Here is a 15367-nt window from a genome sequence, read left to right as displayed (position 1 = left end):
GTTGGATTCCCGTACCCACCAGGGAAGCCGGTCGGATTCCCGCACCCACCGGGGGAGCAGTGAGTAGGAAACCCGAACTGAGGGGGCGGGCCGCGCGGCTCGCCCGGCTCATCCCGGCCGGCCGCGCACGCGCGGCCCGCACCCCGTTCGTCCTCCTCGTCGTCCTGCTCCTCGGCGGCGGCCTCATCGGGCTGCTGGTGCTGAACTCCGCCCTCAGCGAAGGCTCGTTCAAACTCGCCGACCTCCAGAAGCGGACGAAGAGCCTCACCGACGAGGAGCAGGCTCTCCAGCGGGACATCGACGACTACTCCTCGCCCGACGCCCTCCAGCGCCGCGCCCGCGAACTCGGCATGGTCCCCGGTGGCGACCCGGCCTTCCTCGGCCCCGACGGCAGGGTCAGGGGCGTCCCCGGCGCCGCCCCCGGGTCCGCCGCCCGAACCGACCCGGTGGCGCCCGAGGCCATGACCCCGGCCGTCGCCCGCTCGGCGTCCCCCTCCGCGTCGCTCCCGGCTCCGGTTCCCTCCGCCGCGACCCCGCAGGCAGGCCCCCAGGGCGCCCCCGGGCCCGCCCCCGCGGACCCGGAGGCGGCCGTACCGCCGCCCCCCACCCCCCAGCCCGCCTCCACCCCGACCCCCGGCAGGTGACGGAAGTGTCCGACAGGCAACCGCCGCGCCGTCGTGTGCCCGGGCCGGCCAGGCCGGTACGGCCCGGGAGTGCCGTGCGGCGGCCGGCCGGGCCCGGTGCCCGGCCGGCCCGCCGCCCCGGCGGCGCGCGGCCACTCGTCCAGCAGAAGCTCCGGCTCGGCAGCCCGCGGCCCCGGCTGCGCCTGGTCAGCCTCACCCTGACCCTGGTGCTGACCGCCTTCGTCGTACGGCTGTTCCAGGTCCAGGCCGTCGACGCGAGCGAGTACGCCGCCCGCGCCGACCAGAACCGTTACGTCGTGCACACCCTGACCGCCGAGCGCGGCGGGATCACCGACCGCAGCGGTGTCGCCCTGGCCGTCAGCGAGGACGCCTACGACATCACGGCCGACCCGACGATGTTCAGCGCCAGACAGCTGAAGATCGACGACGGTCCTGAGCAGGCCGCCGCGCTGCTCGCGCCGATCCTCGGGCAGGACCAGGCCACGCTCGTGCAGAAGCTGCGGCCCGCGAACAAGAACTCCCGCTACACCCGGCTCGCCACCCGCCAGACGCCGCAGGTCTGGAAGCAGATCAAGGACCTGCGCAGCGCGCTCACCGCGAAGGCGCAGACGGACAAGCACACCGTCAACGTGCTCGCCGGCGTCTTCGCCGACCCCAGCAGCCAGCGCGTGTACCCCAACGGCGACCTCGCCGCCGGGATACTGGGCTGGGTCAACGCCGACGGCCGGGGCGCCGGCGGCATCGAGCAGGAGCTGAACAAGGAGCTGTCGGGCAAGGACGGCGAGATCCGGTACGCCCAGTCCGGCGGGCGCGAGGTGCCCACGGCTGGATCGACGCAGACCCCGGCCGTGTCCGGCGCCGACGTCGAGCTGACCATCGACCGCGACATCCAGTGGGCCGCGCAGAACGCCATCACCCAGCAGGTGAAGAAGTCCCGGGCGGACCGCGGGTACGTGGTCGTCCAGGACACCCGGACCGGGCAGATCCTGGCGATGGCCAACTCGCCCGGCTTCGACCCCAACGACCTGTCCAAGGCGGACGCCGCCGCCATGGGCAACGCGGCCCTCCAGGACGCCTACGAACCCGGCTCCACCGCCAAGGTGATGTCCATGGCGGCCGTGCTGGAGGAGAACGCGGCCACCCCGCTCACCCACGTGGTCGTACCCAACCGGCTGCACCGCGGCGACCGGCTCTTCTCCGACGACGTCGACCACGACACCTGGTACCTCACGCTGAACGGCGTCCTCGCCAAGTCCAGCAACATCGGCACCATCCTCGCCACCGGCCAGCTCGGCAGGACACAGGCCGACGCCGACAAGGTCCTCTACTCGTACCTGCGCAAGTTCGGCATCGGCAGCTACAGCGGACTCGGCTTCCCCGGCGAGACCCCGGGCATCCTCGCGCCGTACCAGAAGTGGTCCACTTCGCAGCAGTACACGATCCCTTTCGGCCAGGGTTTCTCCATCAACGCGGTACAGGCCGCCTCGGTGTACTCGACCATCGCCAACGGCGGGGTCCGCGTCGAGCCGACCCTGGTGCGCGGCTCCAAGGGGGCCGACGGGCGCTTCACTCCCGCGGCCAAGCCCAAGGAGACCCGGGTCGTCAGCGAGAAGACGGCCCGGACGGTCGCCCAGATGCTGGAGTCCGTCGTGGACGACGAGCAGGGCACCGGCATCAAGGCCCGCATCCCGGGCTACAACGTCGCGGGCAAGACCGGTACGGCCAACCGTGTGGATCCGGCCACCGGCAAGTACCACGGCTACACGTCGTCGTTCGCCGGCTTCGCACCCGCGGACAACCCCCGCATCACGGTCTACTGCGCCATCCAGAACGCCACCTCCGGCAGCTACTACGGCGGTCAGATCTGTGGCCCCATCTACAAGCAGGTGATGGAGTTCGCCCTCAAGACCCTCCAGGTCCCGCCGACCGGAGCGCCGGCCGCCAACCTGCCCGTCGCCTACAAGCCCTGATCAGCACACCGGACCACCAGGAACGAAACCCGTGACAACGATCACCCCGGAACCCGGGAACCACGGCGCCCCCCGCCCCTCGCTTCGCTCCGGAGCGGGTGCGCCCGGTACGCTCACCGCCGTGCCACACGCTGATCAGTCCCAAACCACCCAGAAGGGCGCTTCCGTGACATATCCGGGACCGCCGCGACCGGTCCAGGTCTCCGCCACACCCCTCGCGGAGCTGGCCGATCAGCTGGGTGCCGCCGCTCCGGACGGCTCCGCCGAGATCACGGGGATCACCCACGACTCGCGCGCCGTCCGCCCCGGCGACCTGTACGCCGCCCTCCCGGGGGCCCGCCTGCACGGCGCCGACTTCGTCACCCAGGCCGCCGGCCTCGGCGCCGCCGCCGTGCTCACCGACCCGGACGGCGCCGAGCGCGCCACGGCGACCGGGCTGCCGGTCCTCGTCGTGGCCGACCCGCGCGCGCGGATGGGCGAACTGGCGGCGACGATCTACGGCCACCCGGGCCGCGACCTGCTCCAGATCGGCATCACCGGCACCTCCGGCAAGACCACCACGGCCTACCTCGTCGAGGGCGGCCTGCGCACCGCGAAGGCCACCGGCCTCGTCGGCACGGTCGAGATGCGCATCGGCGACGAGCGCATCAAGTCCGAGCGCACCACCCCCGAAGCCACCGACCTCCAGGCACTGTTCGCCGTCATGCGCGAACGCGGCGTCGAGGCGGTCGCCATGGAGGTCTCCAGCCACGCCCTGGTCCTCGGCCGGGTCGACGGCTGCGTCTTCGACGTCGCCGTGTTCACCAACCTCAGCCCGGAACACATGGAGTTCCACTCCGACATGGAGGACTACTTCCGGGCCAAGGCGCAGCTGTTCACGCCGGAACGCAGCAGACTCGGTGTGATCAACGCCGACGACGAGTACGGCCGCCGGCTGGCGAAGGAGGCCACCGTCCCGGTCGTGACCTTCTCCGCCGAGGGCCACCCCGACGCCGACTGGCGCGCCGAGGACGTCCAGGTCGGCCCGACGGACTCGACGTTCACCGTCGTCGGTCCGAACGGCGAACGCGTCCACGCCCGCTCGCCCATCGCCGGCCCCTTCAACGTGGCGAACACCCTCGCCGCCGTCGTGTCCCTCGCCGCCGCCGGTCTCGACCCGCAGACCGCCGCCGACGGCATCGCCGCCGTACCGGGCGTCCCCGGCCGCCTGGAGCGCGTGGACGCCGGGCAGCCCTACCTCGCGGTCGTCGACTACGCCCACAAGACCGACGCGGTCGAGTCCGTGCTCAAGGCGCTGCGCAAGGTCACCAAGGGCCGTCTGCACGTCGTCCTCGGCTGCGGCGGCGACCGCGACCGGACCAAGCGCGGCCCGATGGGTGCCGCCGTGGCCCGGCTCTCCGACACCGCCGTACTGACCTCCGACAACCCCCGCTCCGAGGACCCGCTCGCGATCCTCGCGGCCATGCTCCAGGGCGCGGCCGCCGTGCCCGCGCACGAGCGCGGCGAGGTGCTCCTCTTCGAGGACCGGGCCGCCGCCATCGCCGCCGCCGTGGGCCGCGCCGCGCCCGGCGACACCGTGCTGGTCGCGGGCAAGGGCCACGAGCAGGGCCAGGACATCGCCGGCGTGGTCCGTCCCTTCGACGACCGCCAGGTGCTCCGCGAAGCCATCCAGAAGACCCAGGGATGAAAATCCAGAAGACCCAGGGGATGAACTTGTGATCGCCCTCTCCCTCGCCGAGATCGCAGCAGTCGTCGGCGGGCAGACGCACGACATACCGGATCCGTCCGTCCAGGTCACGGGCCCGGTGGTCCGGGACTCCCGCGAGGTGGTGCCCGGCAGCCTGTTCGCCGCCTTCGTCGGTGAGCGCGTGGACGGCCACGACTTCGCACCGCAGGTGATCGAGGCGGGCGCGGTCGCCGTACTGGCGTCGCGCCCCGTCGGCCTGCCCGCGATCGTGGTCGAGGACGTGCAGACCGCCCTCGGAGCCCTCGCCCGGCACGTCGTACGCCGGCTCGGCGCGACCCTCGTCGCCCTGACCGGCTCGGCCGGCAAGACCAGCACCAAGGACCTGATCGCGCAGGTGCTCCGGCACAAGGCGCCGACCGTGTTCACGCCCGGCTCGCTCAACAACGAGATCGGGCTGCCGCTGACCGCCCTGTCGGCCACCGAGGAGACGCAGTTCCTCGTGCTGGAGATGGGCGCCCGCGGCCTCGGGCACATCCGCTACCTCGCCGGCCTCACCCCGCCGAAGATCGGCCTGGTCCTGAACGTCGGCACCGCCCACATCGGCGAGTTCGGCGGGCGCGAGCAGATCGCCGAGGCCAAGGGCGAACTCGTCGAGGGCCTGCCTCCGGCCGAGGACGGCGGCGCCGCGATCCTCAACGCCGACGACCCGCTGGTCCGCGCCATGGCCTCCCGTACCAAGGCGAAGGTGGTCCTTTTCGGAGAGTCGGCCGAAGCGGACGTACGCGCCGAGAACGTGCGACTCACGGACAGCGGACAGCCCTCGTTCAGGCTTCACACACCCTCCGGTGCAAGCGATGTGACCATGCGCCTGTACGGTGAGCACCACGTGTCGAACGCGCTCGCCGCGGCCGCCGTCGCCCATGAGCTGGGCATGTCCGCAGCTGAGATCGCCACCGCGCTCTCCGAGGCGGGCACCCTCTCCCGCTGGCGCATGGAGGTCACCGAGCGCCCGGACGGCGTGACCATCGTCAACGACGCCTACAACGCCAACCCCGAGTCCATGCGGGCCGCCCTGAGGGCGCTCGCGGCCATGGGCAAGGGACGGCGGACGTGGGCGGTGCTCGGCAAGATGGCCGAGCTGGGGGACGAGACGCTCGCCGAGCACGACGCCGTCGGACGGCTCGCCGTCCGGCTCAACGTCAGCAAGCTCGTCGCCGTCGGGGGGATTGAGGCCTCCTGGCTGCAACTGGGCGCATATAACGAGGGTTCGTGGGGTGAGGAGTCGGTGCACGTGTCCGACGCACAGGCGGCGATCGACCTGTTGCGCAGCGAGTTGCGCCCGGGCGACGTCGTGCTCGTGAAGGCGTCCCGTTCGGTGGGGCTGGAGAGCGTTGCCCAGGCGCTGTCCGAGGCCGGTGCCGAGGGTGAGGTTGCCGCCCGATGATGAAGCAGATCCTGTTCTCAGGAGTCATTGGCCTCTTCCTGACGCTGGTCGGCACCCCGCTGCTGATCAAGCTCCTCGCCCGCAAGGGCTACGGCCAGTACATCCGTGACGACGGCCCGCGCGAGCACGCCAGCAAGCGCGGTACGCCGACCATGGGCGGCATCGCCTTCATCCTGGCGACGATCGCCGCGTACTTCCTGAGCAAGCTCATCACCGGATACCCGCCCACCTACTCCGGCCTGCTGGTGCTCGGCCTGATGTTCGGCATGGGTCTGGTCGGCTTCCTCGACGACTACATCAAGATCGTCAAGCGGCGTTCGCTCGGTCTGCGGGCCAAGGCGAAGATGGCCGGCCAGCTGATCGTCGGCATCTCCTTCGCCGTGCTGTCGCTGATGTTCGCCGACGCGCGCGGCAACACCCCGGCCTCCACCAAGCTGTCGTTCATCACGGACTTCGGCTGGACCATCGGCCCGGTGCTGTTCGTCGTCTGGGCGCTGTTCATGATCCTCGCGATGTCGAACGGCGTGAACCTGACCGACGGTCTGGACGGCCTCGCCACCGGCGCCTCCGTGCTCGTCTTCGGCGCCTACACGTTCATCGGCGTCTGGCAGTTCCAGGAGTCCTGCGCCAACGCGCAGACCCTGACCAACCCGGCCGCCTGCTACGAGGTCCGCGACCCGCTCGACCTCGCCGTGATCGCCTCCGCGCTGATGGGTGCCTGCCTGGGCTTCCTGTGGTGGAACACCTCGCCGGCGAAGATCTTCATGGGTGACACCGGTTCGCTCGCCCTCGGCGGCGTCCTCACGGGTCTGGCCATCCTCTCCCGCACGGAGCTGCTGCTGGCCATCATGGGCGGCCTGTTCGTCCTCATCACCATGTCGGTGGTGATCCAGGTCGGCTCCTTCCGGCTCACCGGAAAGCGCGTCTTCCGGATGGCGCCACTCCAGCACCACTTCGAACTCAAGGGCTGGTCCGAAGTCCTGGTGGTGGTCCGATTCTGGATCATCCAGGGCATCTGTGTGATCGTCGGACTGGGCCTCTTCTATGCAGGATGGGCAGCGGACAAGTGACCTCCACCTCGGAGCCCTTCGACTTCCAGGGCACCCACGTCACCGTCGCCGGACTCGGTGTGTCCGGCGTCCCGGCGGCGAAGGTGCTGCACGCGTGCGGGGCGATCGTCACGGTCGTCAACGACGGCGACGACGCACGCGCGCGTGAGCAGGCCGCCGAACTGGAGGCGCTCGGCATCACCGTGCGCCTCGGCGACGGGGCGACCCTGCCGGAGGGCACCGAGCTGATCGTCACCACGCCCGGCTGGAAGCCGGACAAGCCGCTGTTCCTGGCGGCCGAGCGGGCGGGCGTGCCCGTCTGGGGCGATGTCGAACTGGCCTGGCGCCTGCGCGGCCGGGACGGCAGAAAGGCAGCCCCCTGGCTGGCCGTCACGGGCACCAACGGCAAGACCACCACCGTCCGCATGCTCGCCTCCATCCTCACCGCGGCCGGCCTGCGCACGGCCGCCGTCGGCAACATCGGCGTCTCCCTGCTGGACGTCGTCCTCGGCGAGGAGACGTACGACGTCCTCGCCGTCGAGCTGTCCAGCTACCAGCTGCACTGGTCGCCCTCCCTGCGCGCCGACTCCGCCGTCGTGCTGAACCTCGCGCCCGACCACCTCGACTGGCACGGCTCCATGGAGGAGTACGCGCGCGACAAGGGCCGGATCTACGAGGGCAATCGGGTCGCCTGCGTCTACAACGTCGAGGACAGGGCCACCGAGGACCTGGTCCGCGAGGCCGATGTCGAGGAGGGCTGCCGGGCCGTCGGGTTCACCCTCGGCGCCCCCGCGCCCTCCCAACTCGGCGTTGTGGAGGGCCTCCTGGTCGACCGCGCCTTCGTCGAGAACCGGCAGAAGAACGCGCAGGAGCTGGCCGAGGTCACCGATGTGAACCCGCCGGCCCCGCACAACATCGCCAACGCCCTTGCCGCGGCGGCCCTCGCGCGCGCCTTCGGGGTGCCCGCCTCCGCCGTCCGCGACGGTCTGCGCGCCTTCCGCCCCGACGCCCACCGCATCGAGCATGTCGCCGACCTCGACGGGGTCGCGTACGTGGACGACTCCAAGGCGACCAACACGCACGCCGCCGAAGCCTCGTTGGCGGCATATGAACCGATCGTATGGATTGCGGGCGGTCTGGCGAAGGGCGCGACCTTCGACGAGCTGGTCGCCAACTCCGCCAAGCGGCTGCGTGGCGTCGTCCTCATCGGCGCCGACCGTGCGCTGATCCGTGACGCCCTCGCGCGACACGCGCCGGAAGTACCCGTGGTCGACCTCGACCGGACCGACACTGGGGCGATGCTCCAGGCGGTGACGGAAGCGAAGCGGCTTGCCCGGCCCGGTGACACGGTGCTCCTTGCCCCGGCCTGCGCCTCCATGGACATGTTCACCAACTACAACCAGCGCGGTGACGCGTTCGCGGCAGCGGTCCGCGAACTCGGAGCCTGACCCCGGCGCCGCCCGCCGGGCGGATCTTGGGAGGGACGCGTGGGACGGCTGACGCTACAGGGGCCTGTGGGACGGCCGAGGTTCAGGGGAGGCGCCGATGCCCGGTAGCAGTACCGGCCGGCCGCCCGTACAGCGGGCACCCCGCCGTCCCGCCGTCTCCCGGCCGGCGCGCGAGAACCCCTTCCAGCGGTTCTGCACACGCGCGCGCAAGGCCTGGGACCGCCCGTTGACCGCCTACTACCTGATCTTCGGCGGCAGCATGCTGATCATCGTGCTCGGCCTGGTCATGGTCTACTCGGCCTCCCAGATCACCGCACTCCAGCTGTCGCTGCCGGGGTCGTACTTCTTCCGCAAGCAGTTCCTCGCCGCGATCATCGGCGGCGTCCTGATGTTCGTGGCCTCCCGGATGCCGGTGAAGCTGCACCGGGCGCTGGCGTACCCGATCCTCGCCGGTGCCGTCTTCCTGATGGCCCTGGTGCAGGTGCCGGGGATAGGGATGGCGGTCAACGGCAACCAGAACTGGATCTCCCTGGGCGGCTCCTTCCAGATCCAGCCCAGCGAGTTCGGCAAGCTCGCCCTGGTGCTGTGGGGCGCCGACCTGATCGCGCGCAAACAGGACAAGAAGCTGCTGACCCAGTGGAAACACATGCTGGTGCCGCTGGTGCCGGTCACGTTCATGCTGCTCGGGCTGATCATGCTCGGCGGCGACATGGGTACGACGATCATCCTGACGGCGATCCTGTTCGGGCTGCTGTGGCTCGCGGGGGCGCCGACCCGGCTCTTCTCCGGTGTGCTGGGCGTCGCCGCCGTCCTCGCCATCATCGCCATCCAGACCAGCCCGCACCGCCTCGCCCGCCTCAAGTGCATCGCCGCCACCGACCCCGGCCCGAACGACATGTGCTGGCAGGGCGCGCACGGCATCTACGCCCTCGCCTCCGGCGGACTCTTCGGATCGGGCCTCGGCGCGAGTGTGGAAAAATGGGGCCAACTTCCGGAAGCGCACACCGACTTCATCTTCGCGGTCACCGGTGAGGAACTGGGCCTCGCCGGGACACTGTCGGTGCTCGCCCTGTTCGCGGCTCTAGGCTATGCGGGTATCCGCGTGGCCGGACGCACGGAGGACCCCTTCGTGAGGTACGCCGCGGGAGGCGTGACCACCTGGATCACCGCCCAGGCGGTGATCAACATGGGTGCGGTGCTCGGCCTGCTGCCGATCGCCGGTGTCCCCCTCCCGCTGTTCTCCTACGGAGGGTCCGCGCTGCTGCCGACCATGTTCGCCATCGGGCTGCTGATCGCCTTCGCACGCGACGAGCCCGCTGCGCGGGCGGCGCTTGCGATGCGGCAACCTCGCTTTGGTAGAAAGCGGGGAGCCGGGGGCTCCGGGTCCGGTCGGAGTCCCCGGAGATGGAACACGATGCGACGGCGTGCCCCACGGGCGCGTCCGTCCGGAGAGCGGTGAATTTCGGTGCATGTCGTACTCGCCGGTGGGGGGACCGCCGGCCACATCGAGCCCGCGCTCGCCCTCGCGGACGCCCTGCGCAGGCAGGACCCGACCGTGGGGATCACGGCCCTGGGCACGGAGCGCGGCCTGGAGACCCGGCTCGTCCCGGAGCGCGGCTACGAGCTGGCGCTGATCCCGGCGGTGCCGCTGCCCCGCAAGCCCACGCCCGAGCTGATCACCGTCCCGGGCCGGCTGCGCGGCACGATCAAGGCCGCCGAGCAGGTCCTGGAGCGCACCAAGGCCGACTGCGTGGTCGGCTTCGGCGGTTATGTCGCGCTGCCCGGCTACCTCGCGGCCAAGCGCCTCGGTGTGCCCATCGTGATCCACGAGGCTAACGCCCGCCCGGGCCTGGCCAACAAGATCGGCTCGCGGTACGCGGCGCGGGTCGCCGTCTCCACGCCGGACAGCAAGCTGCGTGACGCGCGGTACATCGGCATCCCGCTGCGCCGCTCCATCGCCACCCTGGACCGCGCCGCGGCCCGCCCCGAGGCCCGCCACATGTTCGGCCTCGACCCGAACCTGCCGACGCTGCTCGTCACCGGCGGCTCACAGGGCGCTCGCCGCCTCAACGAGGTCGTCCAGCAGGTCGCGCCCTGGCTCCAGCAGGCCGGCATCCAGATCCTGCACGCGGTCGGCCCGAAGAACGAACTGCCGCAGGTGCACCAGATGCCGGGGATGCCCCCCTACATCCCGGTAAGTTACCTGGACCGGATGGACCTCGCGTACGCCGCGGCCGACATGATGCTCTGCCGCGCGGGCGCGATGACCGTCGCCGAACTCTCCGCCGTCGGACTCCCGGCCGCCTACGTCCCGCTGCCCATCGGCAACGGCGAACAGCGGCTGAACGCCCAGCCGGTGGTGAAGGCCGGCGGCGGACTCCTCGTCGACGACGCGGAGCTGACGCCCGAGTGGGTACAGCAGAACGTCCTGCCCGTACTCGCCGATCCGCACCGGCTGTACGAGATGTCCCGCGCGGCAAGCGAGTTCGGCCGCCGGGACGCCGACGAGCTGCTCGTCGGCATGGTGTACGAGGCGATCGCCTCGCGCCGTTAGGACCGTATGACGAAAGGGCAGTGAGGGTGGCCGGACCGACTACCGCCGAGCGCGGAAAACGCCAACAGGAGTCGTCCGGCCCGCCGTCCGCCCGGCGCCTCAGAAGACGGCGCCTTCGTACGATCGTCATCCTGGCCGTGGCCGCCCTTCTCCTCGGCGGCGGTGGCACCTGGGTGTTGTACGGCTCCGCCTGGCTGCGCGTCGAGCACGTCTCGGTGTCCGGCACCCGGGTGCTGACCCCCGCCGAGGTGCGCGACGTGGCGGCCGTGCCGGTCGGGGCACCGATGATTTCCGTCGACACCCACGGCATCGAAGCCCGACTTCGCCAGAAATTGCCCCGAATTGACACCGTTGACGTGGTCCGCGCCTGGCCCCACGGAATCGGTCTGAAAGTGATCGAGCGCACTCCCGTACTGCTCCTGCGCGACGGTGGGAACTTCGTCGAAGTCGACGGCAAAGGTGTCCGTTTCGCCACGGTTTCCCAGGCCCCGAAAAACATTCCGGCCCTGGAACTCTCCGTCTCCCGCACGGGTTCCGCGGCCGCGAGCCTGCGGCGCTTCGGCATCGACCGGCTCGTGCGCGAGGCGGTCCGGGTCGCCGGTGACCTGCCGTCCTCCGTGGCCAGGGGCGCCCGGGCGCTCCAAGTCCGTTCCTATGACGACATCTCGCTGACGCTCGGCGACGGCCGCACGGTGGCATGGGGGAGCAGCGAGAGCGGCGGCGCCAAGGCACGGGCCCTCACGGCTCTCATGAAAGCAGCTCCCCGCGCCCGGCACTTCGATGTCAGCGTTCCCACCGCCCCTGCGTCATCGGGGAGTTGACGCACATCAGCGCAGGCCAGCACCCTGGTTGGGCACTGCTATGGCTGATCACATAGGGTGAAAAGAAAAACGGGAGGTTCGGCGTGTTCGTTGAACGGGCGCCACTTGTCGACTTAGTGTCCTGTTCAGAAGACTTCAAGGAACAGACACACTGGTAACCCTAAACTTCAGGGTTAGGGTTCGGGTCGGCGCTACGGACCGTCCCATTCGGCATCTGCCGTCCCGGCGCGGGGCACCGCACGGCGACGGCGACGTAATTCGAGGCGAGAGGCCTTCGACGTGGCAGCACCGCAGAACTACCTCGCAGTCATCAAGGTCATCGGTGTCGGCGGCGGTGGTGTCAATGCCATCAACCGGATGATCGAGGTCGGTCTCAAGGGCGTCGAGTTCATCGCCATCAACACCGACGCACAGGCGCTGTTGATGAGCGACGCCGACGTCAAGCTCGACGTCGGCCGCGAACTCACCCGCGGACTCGGCGCCGGCGCCAACCCGGCAGTCGGCCGCAAGGCCGCCGAGGACCACCGTGAGGAGATCGAGGAGGTCCTCAAGGGGGCCGACATGGTCTTCGTGACGGCCGGTGAAGGCGGCGGCACGGGCACCGGCGGCGCGCCCGTCGTGGCCAACATCGCGCGCTCGCTCGGCGCCCTCACCATCGGCGTGGTCACGCGGCCGTTCACCTTCGAGGGACGGCGTCGCGCGAACCAGGCGGAGGACGGCATCGCCGAACTGCGCGAAGAGGTCGACACCCTCATCGTCATCCCCAACGACCGGCTGCTGTCCATCTCGGACCGCCAGGTCTCGGTCCTGGACGCGTTCAAGTCCGCCGACCAGGTCCTGCTCTCCGGTGTCCAGGGCATCACCGACCTCATCACCACCCCCGGTCTGATCAACCTCGACTTCGCCGACGTGAAGTCGGTCATGTCCGAGGCAGGTTCGGCCCTCATGGGCATCGGTTCGGCCCGCGGCGACGACCGCGCGGTGGCCGCCGCCGAGATGGCGATCTCCTCGCCGCTGCTGGAGGCGTCCATCGACGGCGCCCGCGGCGTCCTGCTCTCCATCTCCGGCGGCTCCGACCTCGGCCTGTTCGAGATCAACGAGGCCGCCCAGCTGGTCAGCGAGGCCGCCCACCCCGAGGCCAACATCATCTTCGGCGCCGTCATCGACGACGCCCTCGGCGACGAGGTCCGGGTCACCGTGATCGCGGCCGGCTTCGACGGCGGCCAGCCGCCGGCCCGCCGGGACAACGTCATCGGCTCGGCCTCGGCCTCGGTGCCGGCCCGCCGCGAAGACCCGGCTCCGGTACGGCAGTCCGAGCCCAGCCGGCCGGCCTTCGGCTCGCTCGGCAGCGTGACGCCGAAGGAGGAGCCGGAGCCCGCGCCCGAGCCGGTGGCGGACATCCCGGTCGCCCCGCCGGTGCCGCCGTCGCGGACCTACTCGGACAGCGCCGCCGAGGAGCTGGACGTGCCGGACTTCCTGAAGTGATAGGACAGCGCGAGAGCGTGAGCGGCGCGCACTTCGCCTTCACCGACCGGTGGGGCGGGGTGAGCGCCGCTCCGTATGAGGAGCTGAACCTCGGCGGCGCCGTCGGCGACACGCCCGAGTCGGTCCTGACCAACCGGGAGCTGGCCGCCAAGTCGCTCGGCCTCCCGGCCGATCGGGTCGTCTGGATGCACCAGGTGCACGGCGCCGACGTGGCCGTCGTGGACGAGCCCTGGGGCGAGCGCCCGGCGCCCGAGGTCGACGCCATCGTCACCGCCCGCCGTGGGCTCGCCCTCGCCGTGCTCACCGCCGACTGCGTGCCGGTGCTGCTGGCCGACCCCGTCGCCGGGATCGCCGCCGCGGCGCACGCGGGCCGGCCGGGCATGGTCGGGGGAGTCGTCCCCGCCGCCGTACGGGCCATGGTCGAACTCGGCGCCGAGCCGGGCCGGATCCTCGCCCGCACCGGGCCCGCCGTGTGCGGCCGGTGCTACGAGGTGCCGGAGGCGATGCGCGCCGAGGTGGCCGCCGTCGAGCCGGCGGCGCGCGCCGAGACGAGCTGGGGCACGCCGGCGGTCGACGTGAGCGCCGGGGTGCACGCGCAGCTCGACCGGCTCGGGGTGCGCGACCGGGCGCAGTCACCGGCGTGCACGCTTGAGTCGCAGGACCACTTCTCGTACCGCCGCGACCGCACCACCGGGCGCCTCGCGAGCTATGTCTGGCTGGACTGATGGGGCATGACGGACCGTAAGACCGAACTCGCCGCAAACCTGGCGAAGGTGGAGGAGCGCATCACCGCCGCGTGTGCGGCGGCCGGGCGCGAGCGGGCGGAGGTGACCCTCGTCGTGGTCACCAAGACCTACCCGGCGAGCGATGTGCGGATCCTGTCGGAACTCGGTGTGCGCCACGTCGCCGAGAACCGCGACCAGGACGCGGCGCCGAAGGCGGCCGCCTGTGCGGATCTGCCTCTTAAGTGGCATTTTGTCGGTCAACTACAGACCAACAAGGTGCGTTCCGTGGTCGGTTACGCCGATGTCGTGCAGTCCGTGGACCGTTCCCGGCTCGTCACGGCCCTGTCGAAGGAGGCGGTGCGGGTGGGGCGCGAGGTGGGGTGCCTGATCCAGGTCGCGCTCGACGCGGGGGCCAGTGGCCGGGGCGAGCGCGGTGGCGTCGGCCCGGACGGAATCGAAGAGTTGGCCGACCTCGTCGCGGACGCGCCCGGACTGCGGCTCGACGGTCTGATGACCGTCGCTCCGCTCACCGGGGAGTACGCGGGACGCGAACAGGCGGCGTTCGGGCGGCTCATGGATTTGTCGACCGACCTGCGCCGGACGCATCCGGCTGCAACCATGGTGTCGGCAGGGATGAGTGCGGACCTCGAACAGGCCGTGGCCGCCGGGGCGACACATGTGCGCGTCGGCACTGCGGTACTCGGAGTCCGCCCCAGGCTCGGGTAACGTCGCCAGGAAGTCGGACCACAGCAGAAAATATGGTCAATGCCCGTGAAGGCGGGCACAACGACCACGTGGATCGCGGGCACTTGGCAGTAGTCAGTCGATCCACCACAGAGCGGAGGACTCAGAGCATGGCCGGCGCGATGCGCAAGATGGCGGTCTACCTCGGCCTCGTGGAGGACGATGGGTACGACGGCCGCGGATTCGACCCCGACGACGACTTCGAGCCCGAGTTGGACCCGGAGCCGGAGCGGGACCACCGACGGCACGAACCGTCACACCAGTCGCACAGCGCACATCAGTCCCAAAGGGACGAAGAGGTGCGAATTGTCCAACCGCCCGCGCCCCGCGAGCCGGTGGCCCGTTCGACTTCGCTCGCCGCGGAATCCGGACGTCCGGCGCGCATCGCGCCCGTGGCATCCATCACACAAGAACGTCAGTCCCTGGAGAAGAACGCGCCGGTGATCATGCCCAAGGTCGTGTCGGAACGAGAGCCGTACCGGATCACCACACTTCACCCGCGGACCTACAACGAGGCCCGTACCATCGGGGAACACTTCCGTGAAGGCACCCCGGTGATCATGAATCTGACTGAGATGGACGACACAGACGCCAAGCGACTTGTCGACTTTGCGGCCGGATTGGTGTTTGGTCTTCACGGCAGCATCGAGCGGGTGACGCAGAAGGTGTTCCTGTTGTCTCCTGCTAACGTCGATGTCACGGCGGAGGACAAGGCCCGCATCGCAGAGGGCGGGTTCTTCAACCAGAGCTGAGACGCACGACCGATCGACATTCGGAAGAGCACGGGAAACAGGGG

The 15367-nt window shown here is 70.7% G+C and carries 13 protein-coding genes; all 13 read left to right on the top strand.

What is annotated here, in order from left to right; translation table 11 throughout:
* The first annotated feature begins 59 nt into the window (after positions 1-59).
* A complete protein-coding gene (gene ftsL / locus AC4OXY_RS17060) occupies positions 60-644 on the top strand; it encodes a cell division protein FtsL (RefSeq protein WP_402063453.1) in 585 nt (194 codons plus the stop codon).
* Between the two features lie 5 nt (positions 645-649).
* A complete protein-coding gene (locus AC4OXY_RS17055) occupies positions 650-2614 on the top strand; it encodes a peptidoglycan D,D-transpeptidase FtsI family protein (RefSeq protein ID WP_356021001.1) in 1965 nt (654 codons plus the stop codon).
* Positions 2615-2780: 166 nt separating this feature from the next.
* The gene (locus AC4OXY_RS17050) at positions 2781-4301 is read left to right on the top strand and encodes a UDP-N-acetylmuramoyl-L-alanyl-D-glutamate--2,6-diaminopimelate ligase (protein ID WP_491994162.1); all 1521 of its coding nucleotides are present in this window, start codon (positions 2781-2783) and stop codon (positions 4299-4301) included.
* A 28-nt stretch (positions 4302-4329) separates the two neighbouring features.
* A complete protein-coding gene (locus AC4OXY_RS17045) occupies positions 4330-5745 on the top strand; it encodes a UDP-N-acetylmuramoyl-tripeptide--D-alanyl-D-alanine ligase (RefSeq protein WP_491994161.1) in 1416 nt (471 codons plus the stop codon).
* Complete coding sequence (gene mraY / locus AC4OXY_RS17040; RefSeq protein ID WP_356021008.1) at positions 5742-6815, top strand: phospho-N-acetylmuramoyl-pentapeptide-transferase; 1074 nt, start codon at positions 5742-5744, stop codon at positions 6813-6815. The genes AC4OXY_RS17045 and mraY overlap by 4 nt, the downstream gene beginning before the upstream one ends.
* A complete protein-coding gene (murD, locus tag AC4OXY_RS17035) occupies positions 6797-8242 on the top strand; it encodes a UDP-N-acetylmuramoyl-L-alanine--D-glutamate ligase (RefSeq protein WP_491994160.1) in 1446 nt (481 codons plus the stop codon). The genes mraY and murD overlap by 19 nt, the downstream gene beginning before the upstream one ends.
* 97 nt (positions 8243-8339) lie before the next feature.
* Positions 8340-9701 (top strand): putative lipid II flippase FtsW, encoded by a 1362-nt coding sequence (gene ftsW / locus AC4OXY_RS17030; RefSeq protein ID WP_356021012.1) that lies wholly within the window; start codon positions 8340-8342, stop codon positions 9699-9701.
* Between the two features lie 6 nt (positions 9702-9707).
* On the top strand, positions 9708-10796 hold the full coding sequence (gene murG / locus AC4OXY_RS17025) for an undecaprenyldiphospho-muramoylpentapeptide beta-N-acetylglucosaminyltransferase (protein WP_071375415.1): 1089 nt from the start codon (positions 9708-9710) through the stop codon (positions 10794-10796).
* 26 nt (positions 10797-10822) lie between these two features.
* Positions 10823-11617, top strand: a complete 795-nt coding sequence (locus tag AC4OXY_RS17020; protein ID WP_362820591.1) for a cell division protein FtsQ/DivIB — start codon at positions 10823-10825, stop codon at positions 11615-11617.
* A gap of 279 nt (positions 11618-11896) precedes the next feature.
* Entirely contained in the window at positions 11897-13102 is a 1206-nt protein-coding gene (ftsZ, locus tag AC4OXY_RS17015) for a cell division protein FtsZ (protein ID WP_356021016.1), read from the top strand.
* On the top strand, positions 13099-13827 hold the full coding sequence (gene pgeF / locus AC4OXY_RS17010; RefSeq protein WP_362820593.1) for a peptidoglycan editing factor PgeF: 729 nt from the start codon (positions 13099-13101) through the stop codon (positions 13825-13827). The genes ftsZ and pgeF overlap by 4 nt, the downstream gene beginning before the upstream one ends.
* Before the next feature lie 6 nt (positions 13828-13833).
* Complete coding sequence (locus AC4OXY_RS17005) at positions 13834-14553, top strand: YggS family pyridoxal phosphate-dependent enzyme (protein WP_376293610.1); 720 nt, start codon at positions 13834-13836, stop codon at positions 14551-14553.
* A 128-nt stretch (positions 14554-14681) separates the two neighbouring features.
* On the top strand, positions 14682-15323 hold the full coding sequence (locus tag AC4OXY_RS17000; RefSeq protein ID WP_071375419.1) for a cell division protein SepF: 642 nt from the start codon (positions 14682-14684) through the stop codon (positions 15321-15323).
* Positions 15324-15367: the final 44 nt, after the last annotated feature.

It is taken from the genome of Streptomyces sp. HUAS MG56 (assembly GCF_058673395.1).
This window is presented reverse-complemented; position numbering and strand designations above follow the sequence as displayed.